Origin of the sequence: Micromonospora sp. MW-13, from assembly GCF_003434305.1 — a bacterium.
Classification (GTDB): Bacteria; Actinomycetota; Actinomycetes; order Mycobacteriales; family Micromonosporaceae; genus Micromonospora.
On sequence record NZ_QKKX01000028.1, the window covers coordinates 114,409 to 138,623 of the forward strand.

Annotated in this window: 23 protein-coding genes; 11 read left to right on the forward strand and 12 right to left on the reverse strand. The window is 71.4% G+C overall.

What is annotated here, in order from left to right:
- Positions 1-5: 5 nt before the first annotated feature.
- From C5N14_RS32175 to C5N14_RS33135, 4 genes are all read right to left on the reverse strand, one after another.
- A complete protein-coding gene (locus tag C5N14_RS32175) occupies positions 6-1,766 on the reverse strand; it encodes a hypothetical protein (RefSeq protein WP_165878121.1) in 1,761 nt (586 codons plus the stop codon).
- Between the two features lie 175 nt (positions 1,767-1,941).
- On the reverse strand, positions 1,942-2,241 hold the full coding sequence (locus C5N14_RS32180; protein WP_165878122.1) for a PH domain-containing protein: 300 nt from the start codon (positions 2,239-2,241) through the stop codon (positions 1,942-1,944).
- Between the two features lie 982 nt (positions 2,242-3,223).
- Complete coding sequence (locus C5N14_RS32185) at positions 3,224-3,418, reverse strand: hypothetical protein (RefSeq protein WP_165878112.1); 195 nt, start codon at positions 3,416-3,418, stop codon at positions 3,224-3,226.
- Between the two features lie 253 nt (positions 3,419-3,671).
- A complete protein-coding gene (locus C5N14_RS33135) occupies positions 3,672-3,848 on the reverse strand; it encodes a hypothetical protein (protein ID WP_243639624.1) in 177 nt (58 codons plus the stop codon).
- Between the two features lie 167 nt (positions 3,849-4,015).
- Between C5N14_RS33135 and C5N14_RS15260 the strand changes: the two genes are divergently transcribed.
- Both C5N14_RS15260 and C5N14_RS15265 read left to right on the forward strand, forming a co-directional pair.
- The gene (locus C5N14_RS15260; protein WP_117668745.1) at positions 4,016-5,623 is read left to right on the forward strand and encodes an amidohydrolase; all 1,608 of its coding nucleotides are present in this window, start codon (positions 4,016-4,018) and stop codon (positions 5,621-5,623) included.
- Positions 5,624-5,832: 209 nt separating this feature from the next.
- Positions 5,833-6,699, forward strand: a complete 867-nt coding sequence (locus C5N14_RS15265) for an AraC family transcriptional regulator (protein ID WP_117668746.1) — start codon at positions 5,833-5,835, stop codon at positions 6,697-6,699.
- A 54-nt stretch (positions 6,700-6,753) separates the two neighbouring features.
- Here the strand turns inward: C5N14_RS15265 and C5N14_RS15270 are convergent, their stop codons facing one another.
- Positions 6,754-7,602, reverse strand: coding sequence for an SDR family oxidoreductase (locus tag C5N14_RS15270; protein WP_117668747.1), 849 nt, complete (start codon positions 7,600-7,602; stop codon positions 6,754-6,756).
- A gap of 107 nt (positions 7,603-7,709) precedes the next feature.
- On the opposite strand from C5N14_RS15270, the gene C5N14_RS15275 reads away from it, so the two are divergent.
- Positions 7,710-8,078 carry a helix-turn-helix domain-containing protein gene (locus C5N14_RS15275; protein ID WP_117668748.1) on the forward strand — a complete coding sequence of 123 codons (369 nt, stop codon included), beginning with the start codon at positions 7,710-7,712 and terminating at the stop codon, positions 8,076-8,078.
- A 200-nt stretch (positions 8,079-8,278) separates the two neighbouring features.
- On the forward strand, positions 8,279-10,051 hold the full coding sequence (locus tag C5N14_RS15280; RefSeq protein ID WP_117668749.1) for an adenylyl cyclase: 1,773 nt from the start codon (positions 8,279-8,281) through the stop codon (positions 10,049-10,051).
- Between the two features lie 114 nt (positions 10,052-10,165).
- Here C5N14_RS15280 and C5N14_RS15285 read toward each other — a convergent pair whose 3' ends face one another.
- Together C5N14_RS15285 and C5N14_RS34195 are read right to left on the reverse strand one after the other, a co-directional pair.
- Positions 10,166-10,762, reverse strand: coding sequence for a ClpP family protease (locus C5N14_RS15285; protein WP_117668773.1), 597 nt, complete (start codon positions 10,760-10,762; stop codon positions 10,166-10,168).
- Positions 10,763-10,916: 154 nt separating this feature from the next.
- Positions 10,917-11,366, reverse strand: a complete 450-nt coding sequence (locus C5N14_RS34195; RefSeq protein ID WP_371685846.1) for a helix-turn-helix domain-containing protein — start codon at positions 11,364-11,366, stop codon at positions 10,917-10,919.
- A gap of 206 nt (positions 11,367-11,572) precedes the next feature.
- On the opposite strand from C5N14_RS34195, the gene C5N14_RS15295 reads away from it, so the two are divergent.
- Both C5N14_RS15295 and C5N14_RS15300 read left to right on the forward strand, forming a co-directional pair.
- Positions 11,573-12,589, forward strand: coding sequence for a TrkA family potassium uptake protein (locus C5N14_RS15295; protein WP_117668750.1), 1,017 nt, complete (start codon positions 11,573-11,575; stop codon positions 12,587-12,589).
- Positions 12,590-12,964: 375 nt separating this feature from the next.
- A complete protein-coding gene (locus C5N14_RS15300) occupies positions 12,965-14,770 on the forward strand; it encodes a trypsin-like serine protease (protein WP_165878123.1) in 1,806 nt (601 codons plus the stop codon).
- Positions 14,771-14,878: 108 nt separating this feature from the next.
- Here the strand turns inward: C5N14_RS15300 and C5N14_RS15305 are convergent, their stop codons facing one another.
- From C5N14_RS15305 to C5N14_RS15315, 3 genes are all read right to left on the reverse strand, one after another.
- The gene (locus C5N14_RS15305) at positions 14,879-15,913 is read right to left on the reverse strand and encodes a 2-oxoacid:ferredoxin oxidoreductase subunit beta (RefSeq protein WP_117668752.1); all 1,035 of its coding nucleotides are present in this window, start codon (positions 15,911-15,913) and stop codon (positions 14,879-14,881) included.
- Positions 15,906-17,750 (reverse strand): 2-oxoacid:acceptor oxidoreductase subunit alpha, encoded by a 1,845-nt coding sequence (locus C5N14_RS15310; protein ID WP_117668753.1) that lies wholly within the window; start codon positions 17,748-17,750, stop codon positions 15,906-15,908. Before C5N14_RS15310 ends, C5N14_RS15305 begins: the two co-directional genes overlap by 8 nt.
- 356 nt (positions 17,751-18,106) lie before the next feature.
- Positions 18,107-19,519, reverse strand: coding sequence for a hypothetical protein (locus C5N14_RS15315; protein ID WP_243639626.1), 1,413 nt, complete (start codon positions 19,517-19,519; stop codon positions 18,107-18,109).
- A gap of 139 nt (positions 19,520-19,658) precedes the next feature.
- Between C5N14_RS15315 and ndhC the strand changes: the two genes are divergently transcribed.
- Complete coding sequence (ndhC, locus tag C5N14_RS15320; protein WP_117668755.1) at positions 19,659-20,036, forward strand: NADH-quinone oxidoreductase subunit A; 378 nt, start codon at positions 19,659-19,661, stop codon at positions 20,034-20,036.
- Between the two features lie 45 nt (positions 20,037-20,081).
- On the opposite strand, the gene folP is transcribed toward ndhC, so the two are convergent.
- Positions 20,082-20,951, reverse strand: coding sequence for a dihydropteroate synthase (folP, locus tag C5N14_RS15325; protein ID WP_117668756.1), 870 nt, complete (start codon positions 20,949-20,951; stop codon positions 20,082-20,084).
- A gap of 167 nt (positions 20,952-21,118) precedes the next feature.
- On the opposite strand from folP, the gene C5N14_RS15330 reads away from it, so the two are divergent.
- The 4 genes from C5N14_RS15330 to C5N14_RS15345 all read left to right on the forward strand — a co-directional run bounded on the left by C5N14_RS15330 (position 21,119) and on the right by C5N14_RS15345 (position 23,683).
- Complete coding sequence (locus tag C5N14_RS15330; RefSeq protein ID WP_117668774.1) at positions 21,119-21,766, forward strand: DivIVA domain-containing protein; 648 nt, start codon at positions 21,119-21,121, stop codon at positions 21,764-21,766.
- A complete protein-coding gene (locus tag C5N14_RS15335) occupies positions 21,763-22,260 on the forward strand; it encodes an SRPBCC family protein (RefSeq protein ID WP_117668757.1) in 498 nt (165 codons plus the stop codon). The genes C5N14_RS15330 and C5N14_RS15335 overlap by 4 nt, the downstream gene beginning before the upstream one ends.
- A gap of 117 nt (positions 22,261-22,377) precedes the next feature.
- The gene (locus C5N14_RS15340) at positions 22,378-22,959 is read left to right on the forward strand and encodes a DNA-3-methyladenine glycosylase I (RefSeq protein WP_117668775.1); all 582 of its coding nucleotides are present in this window, start codon (positions 22,378-22,380) and stop codon (positions 22,957-22,959) included.
- A 13-nt stretch (positions 22,960-22,972) separates the two neighbouring features.
- Positions 22,973-23,683, forward strand: a complete 711-nt coding sequence (locus C5N14_RS15345) for a hypothetical protein (protein ID WP_117668758.1) — start codon at positions 22,973-22,975, stop codon at positions 23,681-23,683.
- 7 nt (positions 23,684-23,690) lie between these two features.
- Here the strand turns inward: C5N14_RS15345 and C5N14_RS33140 are convergent, their stop codons facing one another.
- Complete coding sequence (locus C5N14_RS33140) at positions 23,691-23,996, reverse strand: hypothetical protein (protein WP_243639628.1); 306 nt, start codon at positions 23,994-23,996, stop codon at positions 23,691-23,693.
- Positions 23,997-24,215: the final 219 nt, after the last annotated feature.

Consider the following 24,215-nt stretch of genomic DNA (forward strand, 5'->3'; position numbering starts at 1 on the left):
TACTCCTACCTTCCCCACAGAGCTTGCATGAACGGCTGCAACTCATCCCACGCAATTCGCAGCTCACTTGGCAGCGGGTAGGCAAATTGGTTGTGGACGTATTGATTGAAAGTGACGGTCGAGGCGCTAAACAAACCTCCGCCATCAGCGATTTTAATGACAGCCTTCTCCAACTGGGGATCAATACTGCCATCACTCTTCAATCTAGATGCCAAGTCCTTTAGCTTCTTGGATAACTTGGCCGATTTACGCTCCTCGGCCGAGAGAACGCTCAAGCGCGCAATGTGATGATCAACGCTCAGCTCCACGAAGACGCGGAGCAGGACGGAACAGGCATTGGGATACTCATCAACATTGAGCTTAGCAAGCTCGTAGTAGATCTCATTAATTCTGGCAGGACGAGGTATCCAAAGAATGCAACTTCTCGGAATCGTTGTAGGCCTTGGCTTCGGCTCCTTCGCACGACTCTTTCGGAGCGTCCGCTCGGTTCCCTGCTCAGGAGCGCCAGTTACCCCAGGATTAGTAGGTAAAGCCGGAGCCGCGCCTTGGGCCTGGGCTTGAGCCGGAGCCGCGCCTTGGGCCTGGGCTTGAGCCGGAGCCGCGCCTTGGGCCTGGGCTTGAGCCGGAGCCGCGCCTTGGGCCTGGGCTTGAGCCGGAGCCGCGCCTTGGACTTGGGCTTGAGCCGGAGCCGCGCCCGTGGAGTTCCGAGCAGCTCCGACGCTGGCATCTCCGGCCTCGTTTTGCCCGCCAGTGGTCTCGTCAAGCGGCAAACTATCTTGGCTGTAAGGCGCAGGCAGCACTGGGCTAAATGAGGGATCAAGTAAGGCTATTAGTTCGACTCTCGCCGCCAGACGCGTGGCCGGATCAGGACGACTTTCGAGCGGGAGCTTTCTGATGTAGTCAATCCGCTCGTTCTCATAATAGACGTGCGTGACCTTGGTTCTTCCACTCCTGAGGTCATTAACGATAGCCGTGAGACCTTTCGCAACTTCGTCGAGAGGGTAATATGAATACACGACATCCCTCTCGACATCTATGCCGAGGGTCTCCCTAACTTTCGGCGTTTTGATCAAACGCTGCAAGGTACTGTAACTCCGCTTGTTCCCGGCCCCGTCACTGGTGTCCACCTGATCTACGAAATCTAGAATCTGGCCGGCGGCACTTCGCGCTTTTAGCCCGCCTTGCCGAGCCCTATATCTATCCTTTTCGTTGGCATCCCACTCAACAAGTCCGACACCGCCGTTCGCGCCCGTATGGCGGAGTTCAATCCAGTGGCGAGCCTCCCTCTCCTCGTCGAAAACTACGCACATGATCTTCGTTATAGGAGCCACGCTGAAGGATTCAGCGTACTTTAGGAGCCGCTTACGCTTCCCAGAAGTGAGGGCCGCATCCACGATCCCAGGCGTGGTCAGTACGCGCAAGGCTAGAAGACGCCTATTCCCCTCTATTACCCGGTATGTACCTTTCGGGGCCTTTTCTCGGGTAACCGCCGTCAAGGAGGTTGGGTCCGTGCCCTTGTCGAGGATGTCGCCCGCGATCGCCAAGAGTTCATCGTCGAGGAGGGCGGCAAGGGCTAGCTGGGCAGCTTCTTGACTGGGCTGCTCCTCTCCAAGTCGCGCGTTGGACTGGTCAAGCAGGAGCTTGGAGAGCGGCAACTCGGCGTACCGGAAGGGCATAGTCCACAGGTCTCTTTCGTAGCTGCCAGTAAGACCTGAATAATCTAGCGGTAATGTCGGCTCGTGCGCCACAGTGGACAGTTCGACCATCGGGACTGACATGCTGTGCCTCCGCTCGTGTGATCCGCTGGCTTGATCCGCCGGGGCCTGCCGAATTGCTCTGTATTGGATCAAGGCGCCGCGCGAGCGCGGCGCGGGCCACCGCGCTCGGCCTGCTGGCGGCCTCCGGCCGGCATCGGCCGACGCGGTGGGCCCATGCCCTACCTCAGGGATAGATCTGAACGGCGCCGTCCGAGGGATCCAGGGTCGACAGGTCAGGGAGTCGGGCACCAGCTTGTGCCGCGACAGCGGCCACAGTCTCGAAGAAGCCCTCAAACAGTTCGCTGGCCGTGACGAACTCTCCGGAGACGTGGCTGATGTCCAGTTCCACGAACCGCTGATTCTCTGGTGGCAGCAGCCAGGCTTGGACGGAGACGTTGGCTATCTCCGGCCATCGGTATAGCGCCGTGCCGGCGACGTACACCAGGTTGATGCCGATGTCATCGACGAACACCCGACTGACCACGGAGTGCACGGTACGTGCCGAGCTATTGGCGTGAAGCGTCACCCGCCGGACGCCGCGACGCCGTACCGATCGCGTGGGTGGCCGGCTGGCACCGAGGTCGGGGCGATCGACTGCCGCGCCGCTCCGCGGCTTGCCACCGGGCACCGGGGTCCAGGTGCACGGAGAGCCAGCGACACGGCAAGCCGCCCCCGGCCCGAACCGCCGAGGCGGTAACCCGTACGCACGCCGGACAGCCGCGCGCCCACCAGCACAGCCGTGCCAGCAACGTGCCAGTAGCGGTGTTCCAGACGGTCAGCAGTGGTCATGATCGGGCACCACGGCACTGCCGCTGACCAGTTATTTCGGACAGATTGGATCAGCCGGAAACGATGCTCCTCCCTGACGGCGTGGCCGGGTGGTTCTCCACGAAGTCACGACCTCAGCAAGCGGCGGATATTCTCGGCCTCTGCTCGCGCGGCTTCCGCCTCCCTGGCGGCCTGGTTGCGGTCCGACTCGAAGAGGAGTTGCCGAGACAGGAGGCTGAGGCACTCCGACATCCGCTCCCGCCAGAGCGCAAGCTCTTCGGATGGCTCGTCGCTGGCGGGTTGTTCAGCCCGAGTAGCACGAAGGCGCCGCAACGCGTCTTTGAGGCCGGGAGGAAGGGGCACAGCGCCATCATGCCCGTCTTGCTACGTGCAGAGTACGTGCAATGATCTTGATGCGTCGGGCAGGTGATCGACCCGACGGACCAGGTCAAGGCCGTAGGAGCCGTCCCACCTCAGTCGCCTTCCTAAACCGTGTGTCGCAGGTTCGAATCCTGCCGGGGGCACCTCGAAGATCAACCAGAACGCCTCCTGAACTGCGTGTACTCACTTGCATCGATGTATTGCCCTGTGCAGTGGTATGCCGCCCGGAGCCGCCGCCTGTCGCTGTCCACGGGCTGTTCATGTCGGCCTCCGGCCGGCATCAGCCCGGAACGGCGGGCAACTTGCGGCTCGGATCGTCACGTCCGAGATTCGGTGATCGCTGCTTCGATGCGTAGCCCGATCCCTGTGGCGACGAGGAAGCCCGCGAGGATGTGCGGCTCTGTGGCCCCTGTGTCGGTCGACAGGGTGATGGCCGAGACCAGGGGGCCGGCGACAAGGACCACGTTTCCGAGCATGCGATTCTTGGATGCGCGCCTCGAAGCAGGGTTCACCTGGCGGACGGTACCGAAGATGCGCTGTCGGCGCTGTCGGGACTTGTACCTGATCAGCGGGGTGGGACGACCGCGAGGGTGGTCGGCACATGGAGGCTGGGGGGATCGGCTGCCGCGCCGCTTCGCGGCTTGCCAGCGGGTACGAGGACCAGGCCGCGGAATGCCGGCGCCGCGCAAAGCCGCCCCGGCCGGAGGGGCCGGGGGCGGAAAGCCGTACGACGCCGGACAGTCGCGCCGAGAGCGGTGCCGAAAGCTAGGGGACGTCGAAGGGCGGCCCGTTCGACGGCGAGCCGGTTGGCCCGGGCCTCCTCCACGGCGGCAGGCGGAGGCCGTCGTACTCGGCGTACTCCCTGCCGTTGAACGTCGCCAGCGGCAGCCGGTCGACCAGGCAGCACGCCGCGATCCAGGAGTCATTCGTCGGCCGGGGCACCTCGCAACTCAGCAGAAGCGGCCAGTGGGCAGCGGATACACCTTCACGTCGGTGGATGGCCATCTGTAGGGATGTGTCGCCACCCGAGGTCCCAGTCCATCGAGCCTCGTCCGATGCCGGTACTAGCATGACTTGGCCCCTGCCCAACCGTCGAATCAGGCAGCCCAATGACCGGTACGGTTTTCGAGAACGCCCAGATCCACACGCTCGACCCCGCCCGTCCGCGCGCGGAGGCGATGCTCGTGCGCGGCGAGCGGATCGTCGCTGTCGGGACCCTCGACGAGTGCCGGGACCGCGCTGGCGGCGGGGCGCGCCGGGTCGACCTCGGCGGGATGACCGTGCTGCCCGGGCTGATCGACAGCCACATCCACTCGGCGCTGTACGTGCGCAGCCTGGAGCAGGTGGACCTGCGCGGTACGGCCAGCCTCGACGAGGCGTTGAGCCGGATCGGGCGGCACGCCGCCACGCTGTCGGCCGACGCCTGGCTCTTCGGTGGCCGTTGGGACAGCAACAAGTGGGCCCGGCCGGTGCAGCCGACGCGGGCCGACCTCGACCGGGTCTGCCCGGATCGTCCCGCCGTGCTGCCCAGCATCGACGGGCACACCACCTGGGTCAACACCGCGGCCCTGCGGCGGCTCGGCATCGACGCCCGCACCCCCGACCCAACCGGTGGGCAGATCGTCCGCGACGAGAGCGGCGAGCCGACCGGCATCCTGCGGGAGGCGGCCGGGGACGCGGCCTACGACATTCTGCGCTCCTCCGTCGCCGGGGACATGGTCGAGCAGTTGCGTACCCACCTGCCCCGGCTGCTCGCCGCCGGCCTCACCAGCGTCCACGATCTCGACGGGCAGGACTGCCGGGCCGCCTACGAGACCCTGTACGCCCGGGGCGAGCTGCCGCTGCGGGTGCACAAGTCGATCCCGTCGACGGCGTTGGACGAGGCGATCGACCTGGGCTGGGCGACCGGCGACGGGGACCGTTGGCTGCGTACCGGGCCGGTGAAGATCTTCACCGACGGGGCGCTCGGCTCGCACACCTGCCTGATGAGCGAACCGTACGACGGCGAGCCGGACAACCACGGTATCGCGGTCACCCCGGCGGAGGAGTTCGAACGACTGGTGGCGAAGGCGGCCGGGGCCGGCATCGCCGTCGCCGCGCACGCCATCGGCGACGCGGCGAACCGGATGGTGCTGCGGGCGTACGCCCGCTGGCAGGAGTCGGCGCGTACCGACCCGACCCTCACCGGGGCGGTACGGCGGCTGCGGCACCGGATCGAACACACCCAGCACCTGCGGCCGGAGGACGTGCCGCTGCTCGCCCGGCTGGGCGTGACCGCCTCGATGCAGCCGACCCACTGCACCAGCGACATCCCCCTGACCAGCAGGATGCTCGCCGGCCGGGACCTCGCCTCGTACGCCTGGCGCAGCCTGCTGGACGCCGGCGCGACGGTGGCGTTCGGCTCGGACGCCCCGGTCGAGGACCCGGACCCGTTCTACGGCATCCATGCCGCGGTGACCCGGCAGCAGCCCGACGGGACTCCGCCCGGGGGAGTGGACCCGCACGAGCGGCTCAGCCTCGACGCGGCGCTGCGCGGTTTCACCGTCGCCGGTGCGTACGCCTCCTACGAGGAGCACCTGAAGGGGCGGCTGCGGCCCGGAATGCTCGCCGACTTCATCGCGTTGCCCGCCGACCCGTACCAGGTCGAGCCGGCGGAACTGCGCGACCTCGCGGTGGCGCTCACCGTGGTCGGCGGGGTCGTGCGCTGGCAGCGCTGACCCGGCGGGCGTCGGGTCGGCCGACCGGCCGGCGCCACCGGCCAGCGCCACGCGGCCGGCGTGCCTCCGGTGCGAGCTGGACCCTCCGCCCGGACCCGGCCCGGGTCGGGACGACCCCGGTGGCACCCCGACCGGTTCGGGCACAGGATGTCGGGTCCCGCGGGGGCCGTCGTTCCTACCGTGATGAGCGGCAGGGAAGGGAGGTCCGGGTGCTGGACCGGCTGAACGAGGCGTTGGCGTACGTCGAGCGGCATCTCGACCAACGGATCGAGGTGGGCGAGCTGGCGCGGATCGCGGTCACGTCGGAGTACCACTTCCGGCGGATGTTCTCCGCGCTGGCCGGCATCCCGCTGTCCGAGTACGTCCGGCGCCGGCGGCTCACCGTCGCCGCCGCCGAGGTGCTCGCCGGGGAGCGGACGCTGCTGGACATCGCCGTCCGGTACGGGTACGGCTCCGCGGAGGCGTTCGCCCGGGCGTTCCAGGCGGTGCACGGGGTGAGTCCCGGCGCGGCCCGGCGTACCGGCGCGGCGTTGCGGTCACAGCCCCGGATGTCCTTCCGCCTCATCGTCGAGGGGAGCAGCAGCATGCGTTACCGCGTCACCGAGAAGGAAGCGTTCCACCTGGTCGGGCGTAAGGCCCGGGTCCCGCTCGTGCACGAGGGGATGAATCCGGCCATCGTGGCGTTCGTCAGGAGCATCGACAAGGAGACGATCGCCCGGATCGAGGCCCTGTCCGACCAGGAGCCAAAGGGGATCGTCAACGTCAGCGACAACATTCCGAGCGGTCGGGAGGAGGGCGTCGAGCTGGACTACTGGCACGGCGTGGTCACCGCCGCCGCCCCGCCAGAGGGCCTGGACGCCATGCCGGTGGCGGCCGGCACCTGGGCGGTCTTCGAGAGCTCGGGCGGGTTCCCGCAGGCGATCCAGTACCTGTGGCGGGACGTCTTCACCGAGTGGTTCCCGGCCAACCCGTACCGCAGCCGGCCCGGGCCGGAGCTGCTCCGGGCCCGGGTGTCGGCGGACGGCAGCCGGGCCGACGCCGAGCTGTGGATCCCGGTCGAGCGGGTTCCGGCCTGAGCCGTCGTCGCCCCGCGCGGGCCAACAGGGCGCGGGCGGGGCGACGACGCGGGCTCAGAGCGCGGCGCGCAGCGCCTCTTCGAGGCTGGTCGGCCGCCGGCCGATCAGCTTGGCCAGGTCGTCGCCCCCGACGTGCAGCTCGCCCCGGGACAGGCCCCGGTCGCTGTCGGCGAGGACGGCGGCGAACCCCTCGGGCACGCCCGCCCCGGCCAGCACCTCGGCGAACTTCTCCTGGGGCAGGTCGGTGTAACCGACGGCGCGGCCGGTCTGTCGGGACAGCTCCTCGGCCAGCTCGGTGAGGGTGAACGCCTCCCCGCCCAGCTCGTACACCCGGTTGGTCTCTCCGCCGCCGGTGAGCACCGCGGCGGCGGCCTCGGCGAGGTCCGCGCGGGTGGCGGCGCTGACCCGCCCGTCACCGGCCGCGCCGGTCACCCCGTGTTCGAGGTACGTCGGGAGCTGGCCGGTGTAGTTCTCCAGGTACCAGCCGTTGCGCAGGATCACGTACGGCAGGCCGGCGGCGGTGATCTCCCGTTCGGTCGTCAGGTGCTCGCCGGCGAGGATCATGCCGGACCGGTCGGCGTTGGCGATGCTGGTGTACACGACCAGCCCGACGCCGGCCTCGCGGGCGGCGGCGACGACGTTGCGGTGCTGGGCCTCCCGCCGCCCGACCTCGCTGCCGGAGACGAACATCAGCTTCTCGGCCCCGGCGAACGCGGCGCGCAGCGACTCGGGGTCGGCGTAGTCCGCCCGCCGGGTGGCCACCCCGCGTGCGGCAAGAGCGGCAAGCCGGCCGGTGTCCCGGCCGAGCGCCACGATCTCCCCGGCCGGTACGCCCCGACGCAGCAGCGACTCGACGATCAGGCGGCCGAGGTGGCCGGTGGCCCCGGTGACGACGATGGACATGGTGAACTCCTCGCAGGTGTCGGACGATCCGTCGTCCGGTACCAACGGGAAGCTTTTGCCATCACTTCCCGTTGGAGAGTAGGCACCTTGGAGTAAGCCACTATCTGATGGAGAGTGTAGAGGTGGAATCGGACCTCTTCGCCCGTAACTGCGGCAGCCGGCAGGTCATCGACCGGATCGGTGACCGGTGGAGCGTGCTCGTCGTCCTCACCCTCGCCGACGGCGGGAAGCGCTTCACCGAGCTGGCCCGGCGCATCGAGGGGGTGAGCCAGAAGATGCTCACCCAGACCCTGCGCGGGCTGGAGCGGGACGGCCTGGTCACCCGCACCGCGCACGCCACCGTCCCGCCCCGGGTCGACTACGCGCTCACCGAACTGGGGCGCAGCCTGCTCGACCTGGTCTCCGGGCTGGAGGCGTGGGCGACGACCCACCTCGGTGAGGTCGAGGCCGCCCGCGCCCGCTACGACGCCCGCTGACCGGCGCCGTCCCGGTGGTCGGGCGGCCGGCGAGCCGGAGCGGCGGGCCTCGGCGGCGACCGGAACTCTGGCGCGGCCCGCCGCGAGCGGGTAGAAACATGGCATCCCCCGTTCCCCGGCGGGACGTCGGGCGGCGGTGTCAGAGAGCGCTCTCACGTCGCCGTCGGGCGGCTCGCCGGCCACCACCGACAGGCAGGCCGATGACAACTCGCACCCGCCGCCACCTCCTGGCCCTCGCCACCACCGCCGTCTCCCTCGCCGCCGGCCTCGTCCCGGCGCCTGCCCTGGCCCACCCCGGCCACCCCGACGACCGGGACCCGGACCTCGGCCCGTACGTGCACGTCTACGACCCGTCCTCCCCGACAGCCGAGATCCAGGCCACCCTCGATGCGATCTTCGCCAGGCAGGAACGCAACGAGATGGGCGCCGACCGGCACGCGGTGCTGTTCAAGCCCGGCCGGTACGACGTCGACGCGAAGCTCGGCTACTACACCACCGTCGCCGGCCTCGGCCGCTCCCCGGACGACGTTGACATCCACGGCGCGGTCCGGGTCGTCGGCCAGCCCGACCCGAACTCCCCGGCCGGGATCTCCGCGCTGACCAACTTCTGGCGCTCGGCGGAGAACCTGTCGGTCACCCCCACCGACTGGTCGAACCAGTGGGCCGTCTCCCAGGCATCCCCGATGCGCCGCGTGCACGTCCGCGGCACCCTCTGGCTCGAACCGGGCAACGGCGGCTACTCCAGCGGCGGCTACATCGCCGACTCGAAGGTCGACGGCACCACCATCAACGGCTCCCAGCAGCAGTGGCTGACCCGGGACAGCGAGCTCGGCGGCGACTGGACCAACGGGGTCTGGAACCAGGTCTTCTCCGGCGTGACCGGGGCGCCCGCCCAGGGCTTCCCCGACCCGCCGTACACCACCCTGCCGACCAGCCCGGTCACCCGGGAGAAGCCGTACCTGTTCGTCGACGGCGACGACCGGTGGCGGGTGGCCGTGCCGGGCCTGCGGCAGGACACCGCCGGCACCACCTGGGCGGCCGGCGGTCAACCGACCCCCTCGCTGTCACTGCGCGACTTCTTCGTCGCCCGGCCCACCGACAGCGCCCAGCGGATCAACCGGGAGTTGGCGCGGGGGCGGCACCTGCTGCTCACCCCGGGCGTCTACCGGCTGGACCGGGCGCTGCGGGTCACCCGCCCGGGCACCGTCGTGCTCGGGCTCGGCATGCCCAGCCTCGCCCCGACCACCGGCGACGCCGCGCTGCGCGTCGCCGACGTCGACGGGGTGCGCGTCGCCGGGCTGCTGGTCGACGCCGGCCAGCGCGAGTCCGACGTGCTCGTCGAGATCGGCCGGCGCAACGGCCACCGGGACCACGCCGCAAACCCGACCTCGGTGCAGGACGTCTTCTTCCGCATCGGCGGCCCCTGGGTCGGCCGGGCCCGGACCAGCCTCGCCGTGCACAGCGACGACACCCTGCTCGACAACATCTGGGCCTGGCGCGGCGACCACGGCAACGGCATCGGCTGGACGGCGAACACCGCCGACACCGGCGTGCTGGTCACCGGCGACGACGTGACCGCGTACGGCCTGTTCGTCGAGCACTACCAGCGATACCAGACGGTGTGGAGCGGCGAGCGCGGCCGGACCGTCTTCTACCAGAGCGAGCTGCCCTACGACCCGCCGAGCCAGGCCGCCTGGACCAGCCCGACCGGTCGCGGCTGGGCGTCGTACAAGATCGCCGACTCCGTACGCCGGCACGAGGCGTGGGGGCTCGGCGTGTACTCGTACTTCAACCAGGGGGTCGACATCCGGGCGGACCGGGCGATCGAGGCGCCCCGCCGGCCGGGCGTGCGGTTCCACGACATGATCACCGTCTTCCTCGACGGCAGCGGCGGCATCGAGCGCACGGTCAACGACGTCGGCGCCCCGGTCGTCGGCTCGTTCGGCACCAGCCCGGTGATCAGCTACCCCTGACCCGGACAGCACAACCGGACGGGCGGACCGGGTGACCCGGTCCGCCCGGGCCGGACCCACCGACGCCGACCGCCCGGCGGCGGGCCGCCCCCGTACCGGCCCGCCGCCGGCCCGTCACGCCGACAACTGGTCGACCCGGGTGAGCACCCGGTCGATCAGTCCGTACTCGCGGGCCTGCTCCGCGGTGAACCACCGGTCCCGGTCCCAGTCCCGCTGGATCTCGTCCAGCTCCCGCCCGCTGTGCTGGGCGATCAGCTTCTGCATGGTGCGCTTGACGTGCAGCATGTTCTCCGCCTGGATGGTGATGTCGGCGACGGTGCCGCCGAACCCGCCCGAGGGCTGGTGCATCATGATCCGCGAGTGCGGCAGCGCATACCGCTTCCCGGCCGTGCCCGCGCAGAGCAGGAACTGCCCCATCGAGCCGGCGAAGCCGAGCGCCAGGGTGGCCACGTCGTTGCGGATGTATCGCATGGTGTCGTACACGGCCATCCCGGCGCTGACCGAGCCACCCGGCGAGTTGATGTAGAGGTGGATGTCCCGCTCGCTGTCCTCGGCGGCCAACAGCAGGAGCTGCGCGCAGATCTGGTTGGCCGACTCGTCCGTGACCTCGGTGCCGACGTAGACGATCCGCTCGCGCAGCAACCGTTGGAAGACCTGATCGCCGAAGGTCGGCAGCCCGCCGTCCAGCATCCGCACGTCGTACCTGATCATGTCGACCTCCACCGCGCCGGTGGGCGACTTCGACCGCCCCGGGGACCAGCCCGTCCAGCGTGCGCCCGCCGGCGGCGGCGATCCCAGCGCTTCTGCCGCCGGCAGATCCGCCGACGGCAGAACCGGGCCGGGGCGTCGCAGCCGGGCGGTGAGGCTAGACGGCGACCGGCCGCCGCGCGCCCGTCGCGGCCCGCCCGCAGTGCGCCAGTCCGGGGGTACGCGGTCCCACGGCGAGCGGCGCCCCGGGAAGCGCCAGGTGCGTGTCGACCCCCCGCCGGTCGCCGGGCCGCTCCAGCCGGGACAGCCGGTCGCCGTACCGCGGCAGTGGCAGCGCGGCGACGGCCGCCCGGGGACCCACCGGGGTGCGCGGCTCGACCTGGCGCAGGTCGTCCCGGGCCTCCTCCAACAGGTCGGACAGGCGGATGCCGAGGGCCCGGCAGATCGCCGCGAGCACCTCCGACGACGCCTCCTTGCGGCCCCGCTCGACCTCGGACAGATAGGGCAGCGACACGCCGGCCGCCTCGGCGACCTCACGCAGGGTGCGGCCCTGTCGCGTTCTGATCCGGCGGAGCACCCCGCCGATGACCCGTCGCAGCAACGACATGCGGCCTCACTCCCGGTCGTCTCTCCGCCGACAGTCCCATCATGCCCGGTGTGGGGCATCCGGGCAGTCCCGGTCCGGCGAGCCGGCGTGGCCGGACCCGTCCCGGGGCGTGGGCGGCCTCGTCCCGGTGGCACCCCGGGGTGCGGATGCCCGCGTACCGGCTATGTTGTGCACGTGCAGGTGACGGCGGCGGAGCAGGTCCGACGGTGATCCATTTTCCCGCGCAGCGGCGGGGCCCGCTGAGCGCGCTGAGCCTGCGCCTGGCCGCCGCCCTGGGCCTGGTCCTCGCCGTGGTCGCCGCGGTCTACCTCGACCGGGACGGCTACCGCGACGTCAACGAGGACGGCCTCACCCTTCTCGACTGCTTCTACTACGCGGTGGTCTCCCTCTCCACCACCGGCTACGGCGACATCACCCCGGCCGCTCCGTCCGCGCGGCTGGTCAACGTCCTGTTCGTCACCCCGGCCCGGGTGCTGTTCCTGATCATCCTGGTCGGTACCACCCTGGAAGTCCTGACCGAGCAGTACCGGACCGGCCGGCGCCTGTCGCGGTGGAGGAGAAGCGTGAAGGACCACGTCATCATCTGCGGCTACGGCACCAAGGGCCGCAGCGCCGTCTCGGCCCTGCTGGAGAACGGCCTGGACCGGTCCCGGATCGTGGTGGTCGAGCGCAGCCCGGCCGCGCTGCGGCAGGCCACCTCGGCCGGACTCGTCGCGATCGAGGGTTCGGCGACGCGTTCGTCGGTGCTGAACGAGGCGCACGTGAAAAACGCCAAGGCGGTGATCATCGCGACCGACAGCGACGACGCGTCGGTCCTGGTGGCGCTCACCGTCCGGCAGCTCACCGCCGGCCAGGTGCGGATCATCGCCGCGGCCCGGGAGGCCGAGAACGCGCCGTTGCTCAAGCAGAGCGGCGCCCACCACGTGATCGTCTCGTCGGCCACGGCGGGCCGGCTGCTCGGACTGTCCACCTCCGCGCCGCCGCTGATCGACGTGGTGGAGGATCTGCTCACCCCGGGCCAGGGCATGGCGCTGGCCATGCGCTCGGCCGAGCGCAGCGAGGTGGGACGCTCGCCGCGCGAGTTGGACTCCCTGGTCATCGCGCTGGTCCGCCGGGGCAAGGTGGTCACGCTCAGCGACCGGGCCGGCGCGGTGATCGAGACCGGTGACATGCTCGTGCACGTCCGCGACGACCGCCCCCAGCCGGCGAGCACGCCGGGCTGACGCCGGGGCTTGAGCCGAGGACTGCCGCCGGCGCCGGAGGGCCGGCGTGCGGGCCGGGTCTGTGCCCCCGGCCCACGTCCGCCAGCCGATCGACCTGCGGCTACTGCGGTTTCGGTTGGCGAAGATTCATCCTGTCGGATCTTTTGTGACGGCGCGATGCTTGCTACCGTTTGGCCGCTTGGAATTGCCAATGGGCGTGGCATCCGATTGTCGCCGGCGCCCCTCGATTGGCTCAGGCACGGGGGATCCAACAGAGCGCGCGGGGTGCACACATCATGCCCCGGCCTCGTCGTCTCTCCGTCCGGTCGACGCACCGCACGTCGGCAGTTTCGAGTGCCTCGTTAATCGAACGACGGGAAGAAATTAGTGGCTGAAGTGGCAAACACCGCAGGGGTCCGGCGGCGGGCGGCGGGCATCATCGCCGGCCTCGCCCTCGGCAGCGCGGCGGTCGTCGCGCCGGGAACGGTCGTCCAGGCGGCCCCCTCGAATGACCACGTGCTCAAGCCGGCGAGCGACATCCAGGGTGAGAGCCGGACGACCTCGTCGAAGAACTTCAAGGCGGGCAAGTTCACCCCGCCCGCGCCGGGTGCCAAGGGCCCTCGGTTCCAGGCACCACTCGCCTCGCCCCGGATCATCGGCGGGGACCTGGCCAACGTGTCGAACTACAAGTACGTCGTCGGTGTCCTGACCTACGACAACTCGGGGATCAGCTGGTGCACCGGCACGGTCATCGCACCCAACAAGGTGCTGACCGCAGCGCACTGCACGGTCGACTTCGTCGGCACCGCCCGGGTGGTCGCGGGGCGCAACCAGCTCCTCGACTCGACCTGGAGCATCCCCGCCACCGGCGGCGGATACGTGGCGGAGATCGCCTCGACCTGGACCCACCAGGGCTACAACCTGGCCGACCAGATCGCCGGCACCGCCGACAAGATCCTCGACGACGTCGCGGTGCTCACGCTCAAGCAGAACCTGCCGGCCGAGTACACCCCGGTCGCCCTGAGCGCCCAGGGCGACGAGACGCCGTACGCGGCGGGGACCGTCGCCGAGATCGTCGGCTACGGCAACAACGACGAGACGACGGAACCCACCCCGGCCGACGACACCGTGCTTCGCCGGGGCACCGTCACGATGAAGACCGACCAGATCTGCGGGGCGTACGGGCACTATGACGCCAACCGGATGATCTGCGCCGGTGGCGACATGCGGCCGGACGAATCCGTCACCGTCGACACGTGCGGTGGCGACTCGGGCGGCCCGCTGCTGGTCGCCGGGAAGCAGGTCGGCATCACCGACTGGGGCTACAACCCCTGTGGAAGCTACCCCGGCTACTACGAGCGGATCAGCTACTACGCCAACTCGATCAACGCGGACCGGACCCGCCCGTCGCTGGTGAACGGCGACTGGACCGGCGACGGCCACACCGACCTGATGGCGCGGGACACCGCCGGCAACCTGCGGCTGTACGTGGGGCGTGGGTTCTCCAACGACGGCAATGGCGGCTTCTACGCCCAGGGCAACATCAGCTCGGGCTGGGGCAGCGCCAAGCGGGTCTTCCGGGTCTACAACTGGAACGGCGACCGGACCCCGTCCCTCATGGAGGTGACCCCGACCGGCGAGCTGTGGATCTACAACACCGACGGGAAGGGCAACGCCGCCGGCGCGGCCAAGCGGATCGGCACCGGCTGGGGCAACTTCACCGCCCTCATGGTGACGAACAACTGGCTGGGCAACAACCTCCCGAGCCTCATGGTGCGCAAGTCCAACGGCGAGCTGTGGCGCTACACCAGCAACGGCGCGGGCGGCTGGACCAACCCGGCGGGCACCCGGATCGGCACCGGCTGGAACGGGTTCAACCTGTTCCTCACCCCGGGCGCCTGGAAGGGTGACGGCAAGGAGGTCCTGATCGGCCGCACCTCGACCGGCATCCTGAAGATGTACCAGACCGACCAGGCGGGCGGCTGGACCAACCCGGCCGGCACGCAGATCGGCAGCGGCTGGGGCAACTTCAAGAACATCATCACGCCGGGCGACTGGAACGGCGACAACATGATGGACATGATGGGCGTCAACAGCAGCAACCAGATGCGCCTCTACACCACCGACGGCCGCGGCAACTGGATCGACGCCAGCGGCAAGGTCATCTCCACCGGCTGGGGCAGCTTGAACCTGGTCTTCTGACCGACCGGAGTTCCCCCGCACCGACGAAAGGGCCCGCAACCTGTGAAGGTTGCGGGCCCTTTCCGTGTCACGGTGGCGGCGCGTCGCCGGGCCGCCGTCGGCGACGGATCAGCGGATCGTCCAGGTGTCGCCGCTGGCGAGCAGGCCGGCAAGCTGCTGCTCGGGGGTCTCGGTCACCGCGGCCTTCGCCGCCGCGACCTGATCCTGCACCACGCTGTCGTAGGACGGGCGGTCGACCGAGCGGAACACGCCGATGGGGGTGTTGCGCAGGTCGAGCCCGGGCAGCCGGGACAGCGCGAACGCGTACGCCGGGTCGGTGACCGTCGCGTTGTGCACGACGATCTCCTCCGGGCGTACCGAGGCGGTCTCCCGCACCTCCAGGCCGAAGCCGCCCGGCGGGTGCACCACGCAGAACTGCCCGTCCTTGCCGAAGGTGATCGGCTGCCCGTGCTCCAGCCGGATCAGGAAGTCGTCCCGGGTGGCCGGCTCCTTGAGCTGGTCGAACGCGCCGTCGTTGAAGATGTTGCAGTTCTGGTAGATCTCCACGAACGCCGAGCCCTGGTGCTCCGCCGCGGCCCGCAGCACCGACTGGAGGTGCTTGCGGTCCGAGTCGATGGTGCGGCCGACGAAGCTGGCCTCCGCGCCCAGGGCGAGCGAGAGCGGGTTGAACGGCGCGTCCGCCGAGCCGGCCGGGGTCGACTTGGTGATCTTGCCGACCTCGGAGGTGGGCGAGTACTGCCCCTTCGTCAGGCCGTAGATCCGGTTGTTGAACAGCAGGATCTTCAGGTTGACGTTGCGGCGCAGCGCGTGGATCAGGTGGTTGCCGCCGATCGACAGCGCGTCGCCGTCGCCGGTGACCACCCAGACGGACAGGTCCGGGCGGGACACCGACAGGCCGGTGGCGATCGCCGGGGCGCGGCCGTGGATCGAGTGCATCCCGTAGGTGTTCATGTAGTACGGGAAGCGCGAGGAGCAGCCGATGCCGGAGACGAAGACCGTCCGCTCCCGGGGGATGTTCAGCTCCGGCATGAACTGCTGCACGGCGGCGAGGATCGCGTAGTCACCGCAGCCGGGGCACCAGCGCACCTCCTGGTCGGACTTGAAGTCCTTCGCGGTGAGCTTGAGGGCGACGGGCTCAGACATTCTTCAGGACCTCTTCCAGCATCGTCTCCAGCTCGGCGGCGGTGAACGGCAGGCCGCGGACCTGGTTGTAGCCGATGGCGTCGACCAGGTACCTGGCCCGGATCACGTGGGCGAGCTGGCCGAGGTTCATCTCGGGGATGACCACCCGGTCGTAGGAGCGCAGCACCTCGTCGAGGTTCGCCGGCATCGGGGCCAGGTGCCGCAGGTGCGCCTGGGCGACGGACAGGCCGCGCTGGCGCAGCCCCCGGCAGGCGGCGCCGATCGGCCCGTACGTCGAGCCCCAGCCGAGCACCAGCACCCGGGCGTCGCCGTCCGGGTCCTCCACCTCGACGTCCGGCACCGGGATCGTCTCGATCCGGGCCGCCCGGGTGCGCACCATGAAGTCGTGGTTCGCCGGGTCGTACGAGATGTCGCCGGTCTTGTCGGCCTTCTCCAGGCCGCCGATCCGGTGCTCCAGCCCCGGCGTGCCGGGGATGGCCCACGGCCGGGCCAGGGTCTGCGGGTCCCGCAGGTACGGCAGGAAGGTGCCGTCCTCGCCGTTGGGCTCGGTGGCGAACTCGACCCGCAGGTCGGGCAGGGACTCCACGTCGGGCAGCAGCCACGGCTCGGAGCCGTTGGCGACGTAGTTGTCGGACAGCAGGATCACCGGAGTGCGGTAGGTCAGCGCGATCCGGGCCGCCTCGATGGCCGCGTGGAAGCAGTCCGAGGGCGACTTCGGGGCGATCACCGCGACGGGGGCCTCGCCGTGCCGGCCGTACAGGGCCATGTTGAGGTCGGCCTGCTCGGTCTTGGTCGGCATGCCCGTCGACGGCCCGGCCCGCTGCACGTCCACGATGACCAGCGGCAGCTCCAGCGCCACCGCGAGTGAGATCGTCTCGCTCTTGAGCGCCACGCCGGGGCCGCTCGTGGTGGTCACGCCGAGCGACCCGCCGTACGACGCGCCGAGCGCCGCGCCGACCGCGGCGATCTCGTCCTCGGCCTGCATGGTGACCACGCCGAACCGCTTGTGCTTGCTCAGCTCGTGCAGGATGTCCGACGCCGGGGTGATCGGGTACGCCCCGAGGAACACCGGCAGGCCGGAGCGCACGCCCGCGGCCACCAGGCCCAGCGACAGCGCGGCGTTGCCGGTGATGTTCCGGTACGTGCCCGGCAGCATCTTCGCCGGCTTCACCTCGTACCGTACCGAGAACGAGTCGGTCGTCTCGCCGAAGTTCCAGCCGGCCTTGAAGGCCGCGATGTTCGCCGCGACCAGCTCGGGACGCTTGGCGAACTTGCGCTCCAGGAAGCGCAGGGTCGACTCGTACGGCCGGGAGTACATCCAGGACAACAGGCCGAGGGCGAACATGTTCTTGGCCCGCTCGGCGTCCTTCTTGGACACCGCCTGCTCGGCGAGCGCCCCGACCGTCATCGAGGTGAGCGCGACCGGGTGCACCACGTAGCCGGCGAGGGAGTCGTCGTCCAGTGGGCTGGACTGGTATCCCACCTTGGCCAGGTTGCGCTTGGTGAACTCGTCGGTGTTGACGATGATGTCGGCGCCGCGCGGCAGGTCGGCCAGGTTGGCCTTGAGCGCGGCCGGGTTCATCGCCACCAGCACGTTCGGCGCGTCACCGGGGGTGAGGATGTCGTAGTCGGCGAAGTGCACCTGGAAACTCGACACGCCCGGCAGGGTGCCTGCGGGGGCCCGGATCTCGGCCGGGAAGTTGGGCAACGTGGAGATGTCGTTGCCCAACTGCGCCGTCTCCGAGGTGAACCGGTCGCCGGTCAGTTGCATGCCGTCGCCGGAGTCCCCGGCGAACCGGATGACCACCCGGTCGAGTTGACGGATCTGCTTGGTCACGCCTGCACCTCGCTTCGTTCGGCGCGGTGGCGCGGGCGACTGAACATGATGGTGACCTCGCCTTGCCCGGCCACGTGACCTCCTTGACGCACCGCTGCCCCGCACCGCCGGTGGCTGGTCCGGTCGGCTGTAGTTTCCCACCCGAGAGCCTACGTCGAGTGGGGGGTCGAACTCTCCCCGTGGTCCGCCGACTGGGACCAAATTCGGGGCAATTATGCCCCGTTTGATGCTGCTTTGGCATGCCCGCCGTAATCAGGATCACCGGGCTGCCCTCTCCGCCGCCGCCGTCCGGCTGGAGACCACGGACGGGCCAGGCCCGACCGGCGGCGGCCGGGCCTGGCGGTCGGGCGGCCGGCTCAGTCCGAGGGAGCCGGCGCGCGGGCGGTGCGGGCCTGGCCGGCCAGCCGGCGGCGCAGCGCGGTGGTGGCCAGCGCCAGCGCCAGCACGACCAGCAGCACGGAGACCACGATCAGGATGACTGCGGTGCGCTGCACCGAGGTGAGGCCGCCGGCCGGGTCCGGGCCCGCGCCGGCCGCGGCCAGCACGCCCTGGGAGCCGGCCGGGGCGGGGGTGGCGATCGGGGTGGACATCGCTGCCGCCGCCGTGATCCGGAAGCTCATCTGGAGCTGCCGGGCCTGCCCGCTGCGCGGGTCGACCCGGCCGATCACGGCGCCGGCCAGCGGCGCGTCCCGCTGGGCCTCGGCGGTCGCGCTCACCGGGAGCCGGAGGGCGACGGTGCCGCCGGCGGGCACCGTGCCGACGTCGCAGCGGGTGCGGGCCTGGTCCAGCGCGGCGCAGCCGGCGGGCGGGGTCGGCACGGTCACCCCGGCGGGCAGGACCACCTCGATCCGGCCGGCGGCGTCGGCCTTGCCCGTGTTGCCCAGCCGGACGCCCAACTCGCTGGCGGCCCCGCTGATGTCGAAGGCCACCCCGCCGGCGTCCAGGGAGATGCCCGGCACCGGCGGCCCCGGCGGGAAGAGCACCGCGAAGCCCTCGTTGTCGTCGGCCGAACCGGCCACGCCGGGGGCGCTCGCGCTCACCCGGACCGCGCCGCTGAGCGGCATCCGCCGCCAGGCGGCGCCGTCGACCCGCACCCTGACCAGGGTGCTGAACCGGTCGCCGGCGGCGGTCGGCCACCCGCCGCAGTGGTACTCGCCGCCACCGGCCGCGGCGCAGCCGGGGGTGCCGGCGTCGGTCAGGCCCGCCGGGAGGGTGTACGAGAGCCGGATCAGCTCGGCCACCTCGCCGGTGTTGGTCACGGTGACCCGCAGGGTGGTCGTCGTGTCCTCCGCGTTCCAGTACGCCTCGGTCAGCGTGACGTCCTCCGTGCTGACCCGCACGCCCAACCGGCTCGGTGCCGACCCGCCCGGGCCGGGGGCCGACGGGCGGGGCGGCGGGGCGGAGGTCGCCGGCGGCAAAGTGGTGGTGGCCGGCGCGGTGCTGGTCGGAGGCGGGTCGACGGGCCCGGCCGGCGTGGTGGCCGCCGGCCCGGTGGGCGTGGGCGCCGGGGTGGCGGTCTCCGGTGGCGGCCCGGTCGGCGGTGCCTCGGTCGGCGCCGGATCGGTCGCGGTGGGCTCGACCGGAGGCGTCTCGTCGCCGGGCTCGCCGGCCGGGTCTCCGGGCGGGTCGGCCGGCGCGGCCGACGCGTGGGCCACGGTGGGGGCGGCGGCGGCCCAGCCGGGCAGTGTCGCGACCCCGAACGCGAGGGACACCGCGAGCAGCGCGGCGACACGTCGATCGGCTGCCCGCCGGGCGGGGCGTACGTCCACGCGGGCCAGCTCTCTTCCGTGACCTTCAGGGCGGATTCATTATTCGGCAATACTTGCCACAGGACACCAGTCCCGCTGGGAAACAGTTCCGTAACGTGTCCGGCACGGGTTCGGGCGGGGCCCGGTAGGCTGACCCACCGTGACCGGTTACCTGGGCTCGTACGCGACGCTCGGGCTGTTGCTGCTCGCCAGCGTCGTCTTCTTCGTCGCGGCGTTCTCCGCCAACCGGGTGTTGCGTCCCGCCAGCCCGGCGGAACCCCTCGGTAAGCGGGCGAGCTACGAGTGCGGCCTCGACCCGGTGGGCGGCGACTGGGCGCAGATGCAGATCCGGTACTACGTCTACGCGTACCTGTACGTGCTGTTCGCGGTCGAGGCGGTCTTCCTCTTCCCCTGGGCGGTGGTCTTCGACCGGCCCGGCTTCGGCCTGGTCACCGTCGCCGAGATGGGCATCTTCGTGGCCGTGCTGGCGCTCGGCATCCTCTACGCCTGGCGCCGGAACATCCTGCGCTGGACCTGATCCGCCGGCCCGGCGCCGGCCCGCCCGCCCGGCGTCGGCGGGCGCTCAGGCCAGACCGCGTCGGGTGGCCGTCGGCGGCCGGTCGCCCCGGATCGACGCCACCATGTCCAGCACCCGGCGGGTGGGCAGCACCTGGTGGGCGCGGAACACCCGGGCGCCCAGCCAGGCCGACACCGCGGTCGCCGCGAGGGTGCCCTCCAGCCGCTCGGCGACCGGCAGGTCCAGCGTCTCGCCGATGAAGTCCTTGTTGGACAGGGCCACCAGCAGCGGCCAGCCCGTGCCGGACAGCTCGGCGAGCCGACGGGTGATCTCCAACGAGTGCCGGGTGTTCTTGCCGAAGTCGTGCGCCGGGTCGATGAGGACGCCGTCGGGGCGTACCCCCAGGGCGACCGCGCGCTCGGCGAGGCCGGTCACCGTCGCGACCACGTCGGCCACCACGTCGTCGAAGGCGGCCCGGTGCGGGCGGGTGCGCGGCGCGAGCCCGCCGGCGTGCGAGCAGACCAGCCCGGCCCCGGTCTCGGCGGCGACCCGGGCGAGCGCCGGGTCCGCGCCGGACCAGGTGTCGTTGAGCAGGTCGGCGCCGGCCGCGACCGCCTCCACCGCCACCTCGGCCCGCCAGGTGTCGATGGAGATCACCACGTCCGGGAAGGCGGCCCGGACCGCGGCGATGGTGTCCACCGTGCGGCGGATCTCCTCGGGCACGTCCACCTCGTCGCCGGGGCCGGCCTTCACCCCGCCGATGTCGATGATCTCCGCGCCCTCGGTGACCGCCCGCTCCACGGCACGCAGCGCGCTGTCCTGGGCGAAGGTGGCGCCCCGGTCGAAGAACGAGTCCGGGGTGCGGTTGACGATGGCCATCACCGCCAGCTCGCCCCGCGCGAACGTGCGACTTCCGAGCCGAAACGCCCCGGTCATGCTCGCCTCCCGATCTCGCCACGGCCGTGCGGCCCGGCCCGCCCTGCGACGCTAGCCGGTCGGCCGGCGTCCGGCCCGCCCGGCAGACCGCACAGATCCGCACCGATCTGTGGGAGGACCGCCCGGCGGGGTCGCTCCCGGCCCGTCCGCATGCCACGATCTCCTACATGGGTCAGGTACTGCTCCTGTTGGTCGTCGCGCTCACGGTCGCGGCGGTGGTCTTCGGGGTGACGGTGCTGGTCACCGGTCGCGATCCCGGCCTGGCACCGGTCGAGCCGGACGGGCGGGCCGTCCCGCTGCCCGCCAGCCGGCCGCTGCGCGAGTCCGACGTGGGCGACGTCCGTTTCGACACGGCGCTGCGCGGGTACCGGATGGCCCAGGTCGACCAGGCGCTGCGCCGGGCGGCCTACGACATCGGGTACAAGTCCGAGCTGATCGGCGTGCTGGAGGCGGAGGTCACCGCGTTGCGCGAGGGACGGACCGCGGACGCCGACGCGCTGCGCCACACCCGGGAGCAGGCGGCGGTCGTCGCCGAGGCAGCCGACGCCGGTCCCGTCGACGACCCGGGTACGGACTCCGGGAAGGCCGCGTCCGCCGACGAGCCGGCCACGGGGTACGCCGACGTCGAGCCGGCCACGGTGTCCACCGACGTTGCCGAGCCGGCTACGGTGTCCACCGACGTTGCCGAGCCGGCCACGGTGCCCGCGCGGGCCGCTGACGCCGCCGCCGCGCCGGAGGCCGCCCCGCCCGGGACCGGCGAGCCGGCGGACCCGGCGGGCGGGCGGGGACCGGCGGTCCGGTCGGAGCCGGCGTGACCGGCGGGACGGACGGCGACGGCCTGCGCCAGGCTGCCCATCCCGGCGCGGGTGAGGTCACCGCGACGGTCATCGTCAACGCCCCGGCCGAGCGGGTGTTCGCCGCCCTCGTCGCCTGGGAGCGGCAGTCCGACTGGATCCCGTTCACCACGGTCAAGGTGGTCGAGGGCGACGGCGGCGAGGGCAGCCTCGTCGAGGCGGTCACCGCGCTGGGCCCGGCGGTGCTGCGGGACAAGATGCGGGTGGTGCGGGTCGACGCGCCCTACGAGGTCGGCGTGGTGCACTGCGGCCGGCTGCTGCGCGGCCCCGGGGTGCTGCGCTGCACCCAGATCGAGGGCGGCCGGACCCAGGTGGTCTGGCACGAGTGGTTCCACCTCCCCGGCGGCACCGCCGGCCGGGTGGCCTGGCCGGTGCTCTGGCCCGGTTCCAAGGTCAGCCTCACCCAGGCGCTGAAGAAGTTCGGCCGGCTGGTCGAGCAGGGCCGCCTGCCCTGACGGCCGGCCGCCGGCGTGTCAGCCAGGTCGGTGACAACGCGGGTTCCCGGCACCCGGACACCCCCGGTACGGCGGCACGGCGGCGGGCTGTCGGCGAGCCGGTCTAGCGTGTACGCCGTGACTGACCTGGTGATCGGCGCGGACGGGCTGTCCCGTTGCGCGTGGGGGGCGAGCACCCCGGACTACGCCGCGTACCACGACCGGGAGTGGGGCCGGCCGCTGCGCGGCGACGACGAGCTCTACGAGCGGATGACCCTGGAGGCGTTCCAGTCGGGGCTGTCCTGGCTCACCATCCTGCGCAAGCGCCCCGCCTTCCGGCTGGCCTTCGACGAGTTCCGCATCGAGGCGGTGGCGGGCTACGGTGCGGCCGAGGTGACCCGGCTGCTGGCCGACGCCGGCATCGTCCGGAACCGGGCCAAGATCGAGGCGGCGATCGCCAACGCCCGGGCCGCCCTGGACCTGCCCGACGGGCTCTCCGCCCTGCTCTGGTCGTTCGCGCCGCCGCCCCGGGCCGCCCGGCCGGAGGCGTTCGCCCAGGTGCCGGCGCTGACCCCGGAGTCCACCGCGATGGCCAAGGCGCTCAAGAAGCGCGGGTTCCGGTTCGTCGGCCCGACCACGTCCTACGCGCTGATGCAGGCCACCGGGATGGTGGACGACCACCTGGCCGGTTGCCATGTCAGCGGGTCGGGGCAGGCGTGATGGGATTGCCCGTATGACCGACACCGACCGCCGAGTGAGCGGCACGATCCACGTCCGGGGCGAGGGCGGGCCGGGTGACGGCGCCTGGGCCGTGCTTCTCCCGCCCGGCCGGTACGACGCCGAGCGGCTCGTCCACCACGACACGCTGGAGCTGACCGGGCTCGACGCCGCCGGTGCGGCCCGGCCGACGGGTGCCACGCCCGCCGGCCCGACCGCCACGACCGGCCCGACCGGCCCGACCGCGCCCGTCGGGCCCCGGTTCGGCGATCCGGTGGCGGTGCTGGCCGAGGAGCCGCTGCGGCTGGTGGCACTGGGCCGGGTCGCCCGGCCCACCGTCGAGCGCCGGGAGGACCCGGACGACCCCCAGTCCGACCCCGCCTCCGGCGCGTTCGTGGTCGCGTACACCCGAAGGTCCTTCGACGACCCGGTGCCGGCCGAGGGGCTGGCCCTCGACGGGCCGGTCACCGCGCTGCCCGCCGGCACCTACCGGGAACTGGCCGAGCGGCTCGGGCCGCCGCCGGCGCGCCGCCCGTGGCTGGTCAGCCTCGACCTCCCGATCGAGGCGGCGACCCCGGCCGAGGCGGTTCGGCTGTTCTGGTCGTACGTGCGCGACCTGGGCCCCCAGGAACTGCCCGCGTTCGTCTCGCCGTCCGGGGACGAGCTGGCCATGCAGGCGTTCGTGCTCGGCGCCGAGGCCAACCAGGACCCGGAGGAGGACGACTAGTGCCCCGTCATGCAGCCTTGAAGGGGTAGTCCGGGTGCCGGATCTTGGATTCGGTGGCGAATCCGGTGGTCAGTTCGGCCTGGTCGGCGGTGCGCCAGGCTGGTTGGCGGTGCGTTAGGCGGCTGGCCTTCCACGTCTTGGTGGCCTGCCACGACATCCCACGTTCGTGCGGGACACGTCGGATCGTCTCGATGCTGATCGCCGTGACGTGGCCGACCTCGACGAGGTGGTCGCGCAGCTTGGCAGGCGACCAGCAGGAGAACGGCCGGCCGGGTTCTCGGTCACCTTCGACAGCGCCACGATCGCCCGCCACAGCGCTCTACCGGATCCTTCTACCCAACCGGCCACCACCCCCACAGCCTTATGCATGGAGAGACAGCCTGCCCGACACGTCCTCGACACCCACGGCGGTGGCGTGATTCGGGCGGGAGCGCTTCGGTCAGGGAGTCTGGGGTTCCTGGTGTGGGCGCTGCTGCACAGCAGGTGTGCCTTCCGGGTGCCTATGGAGCTGAGTCGAATACGACATCAGCCA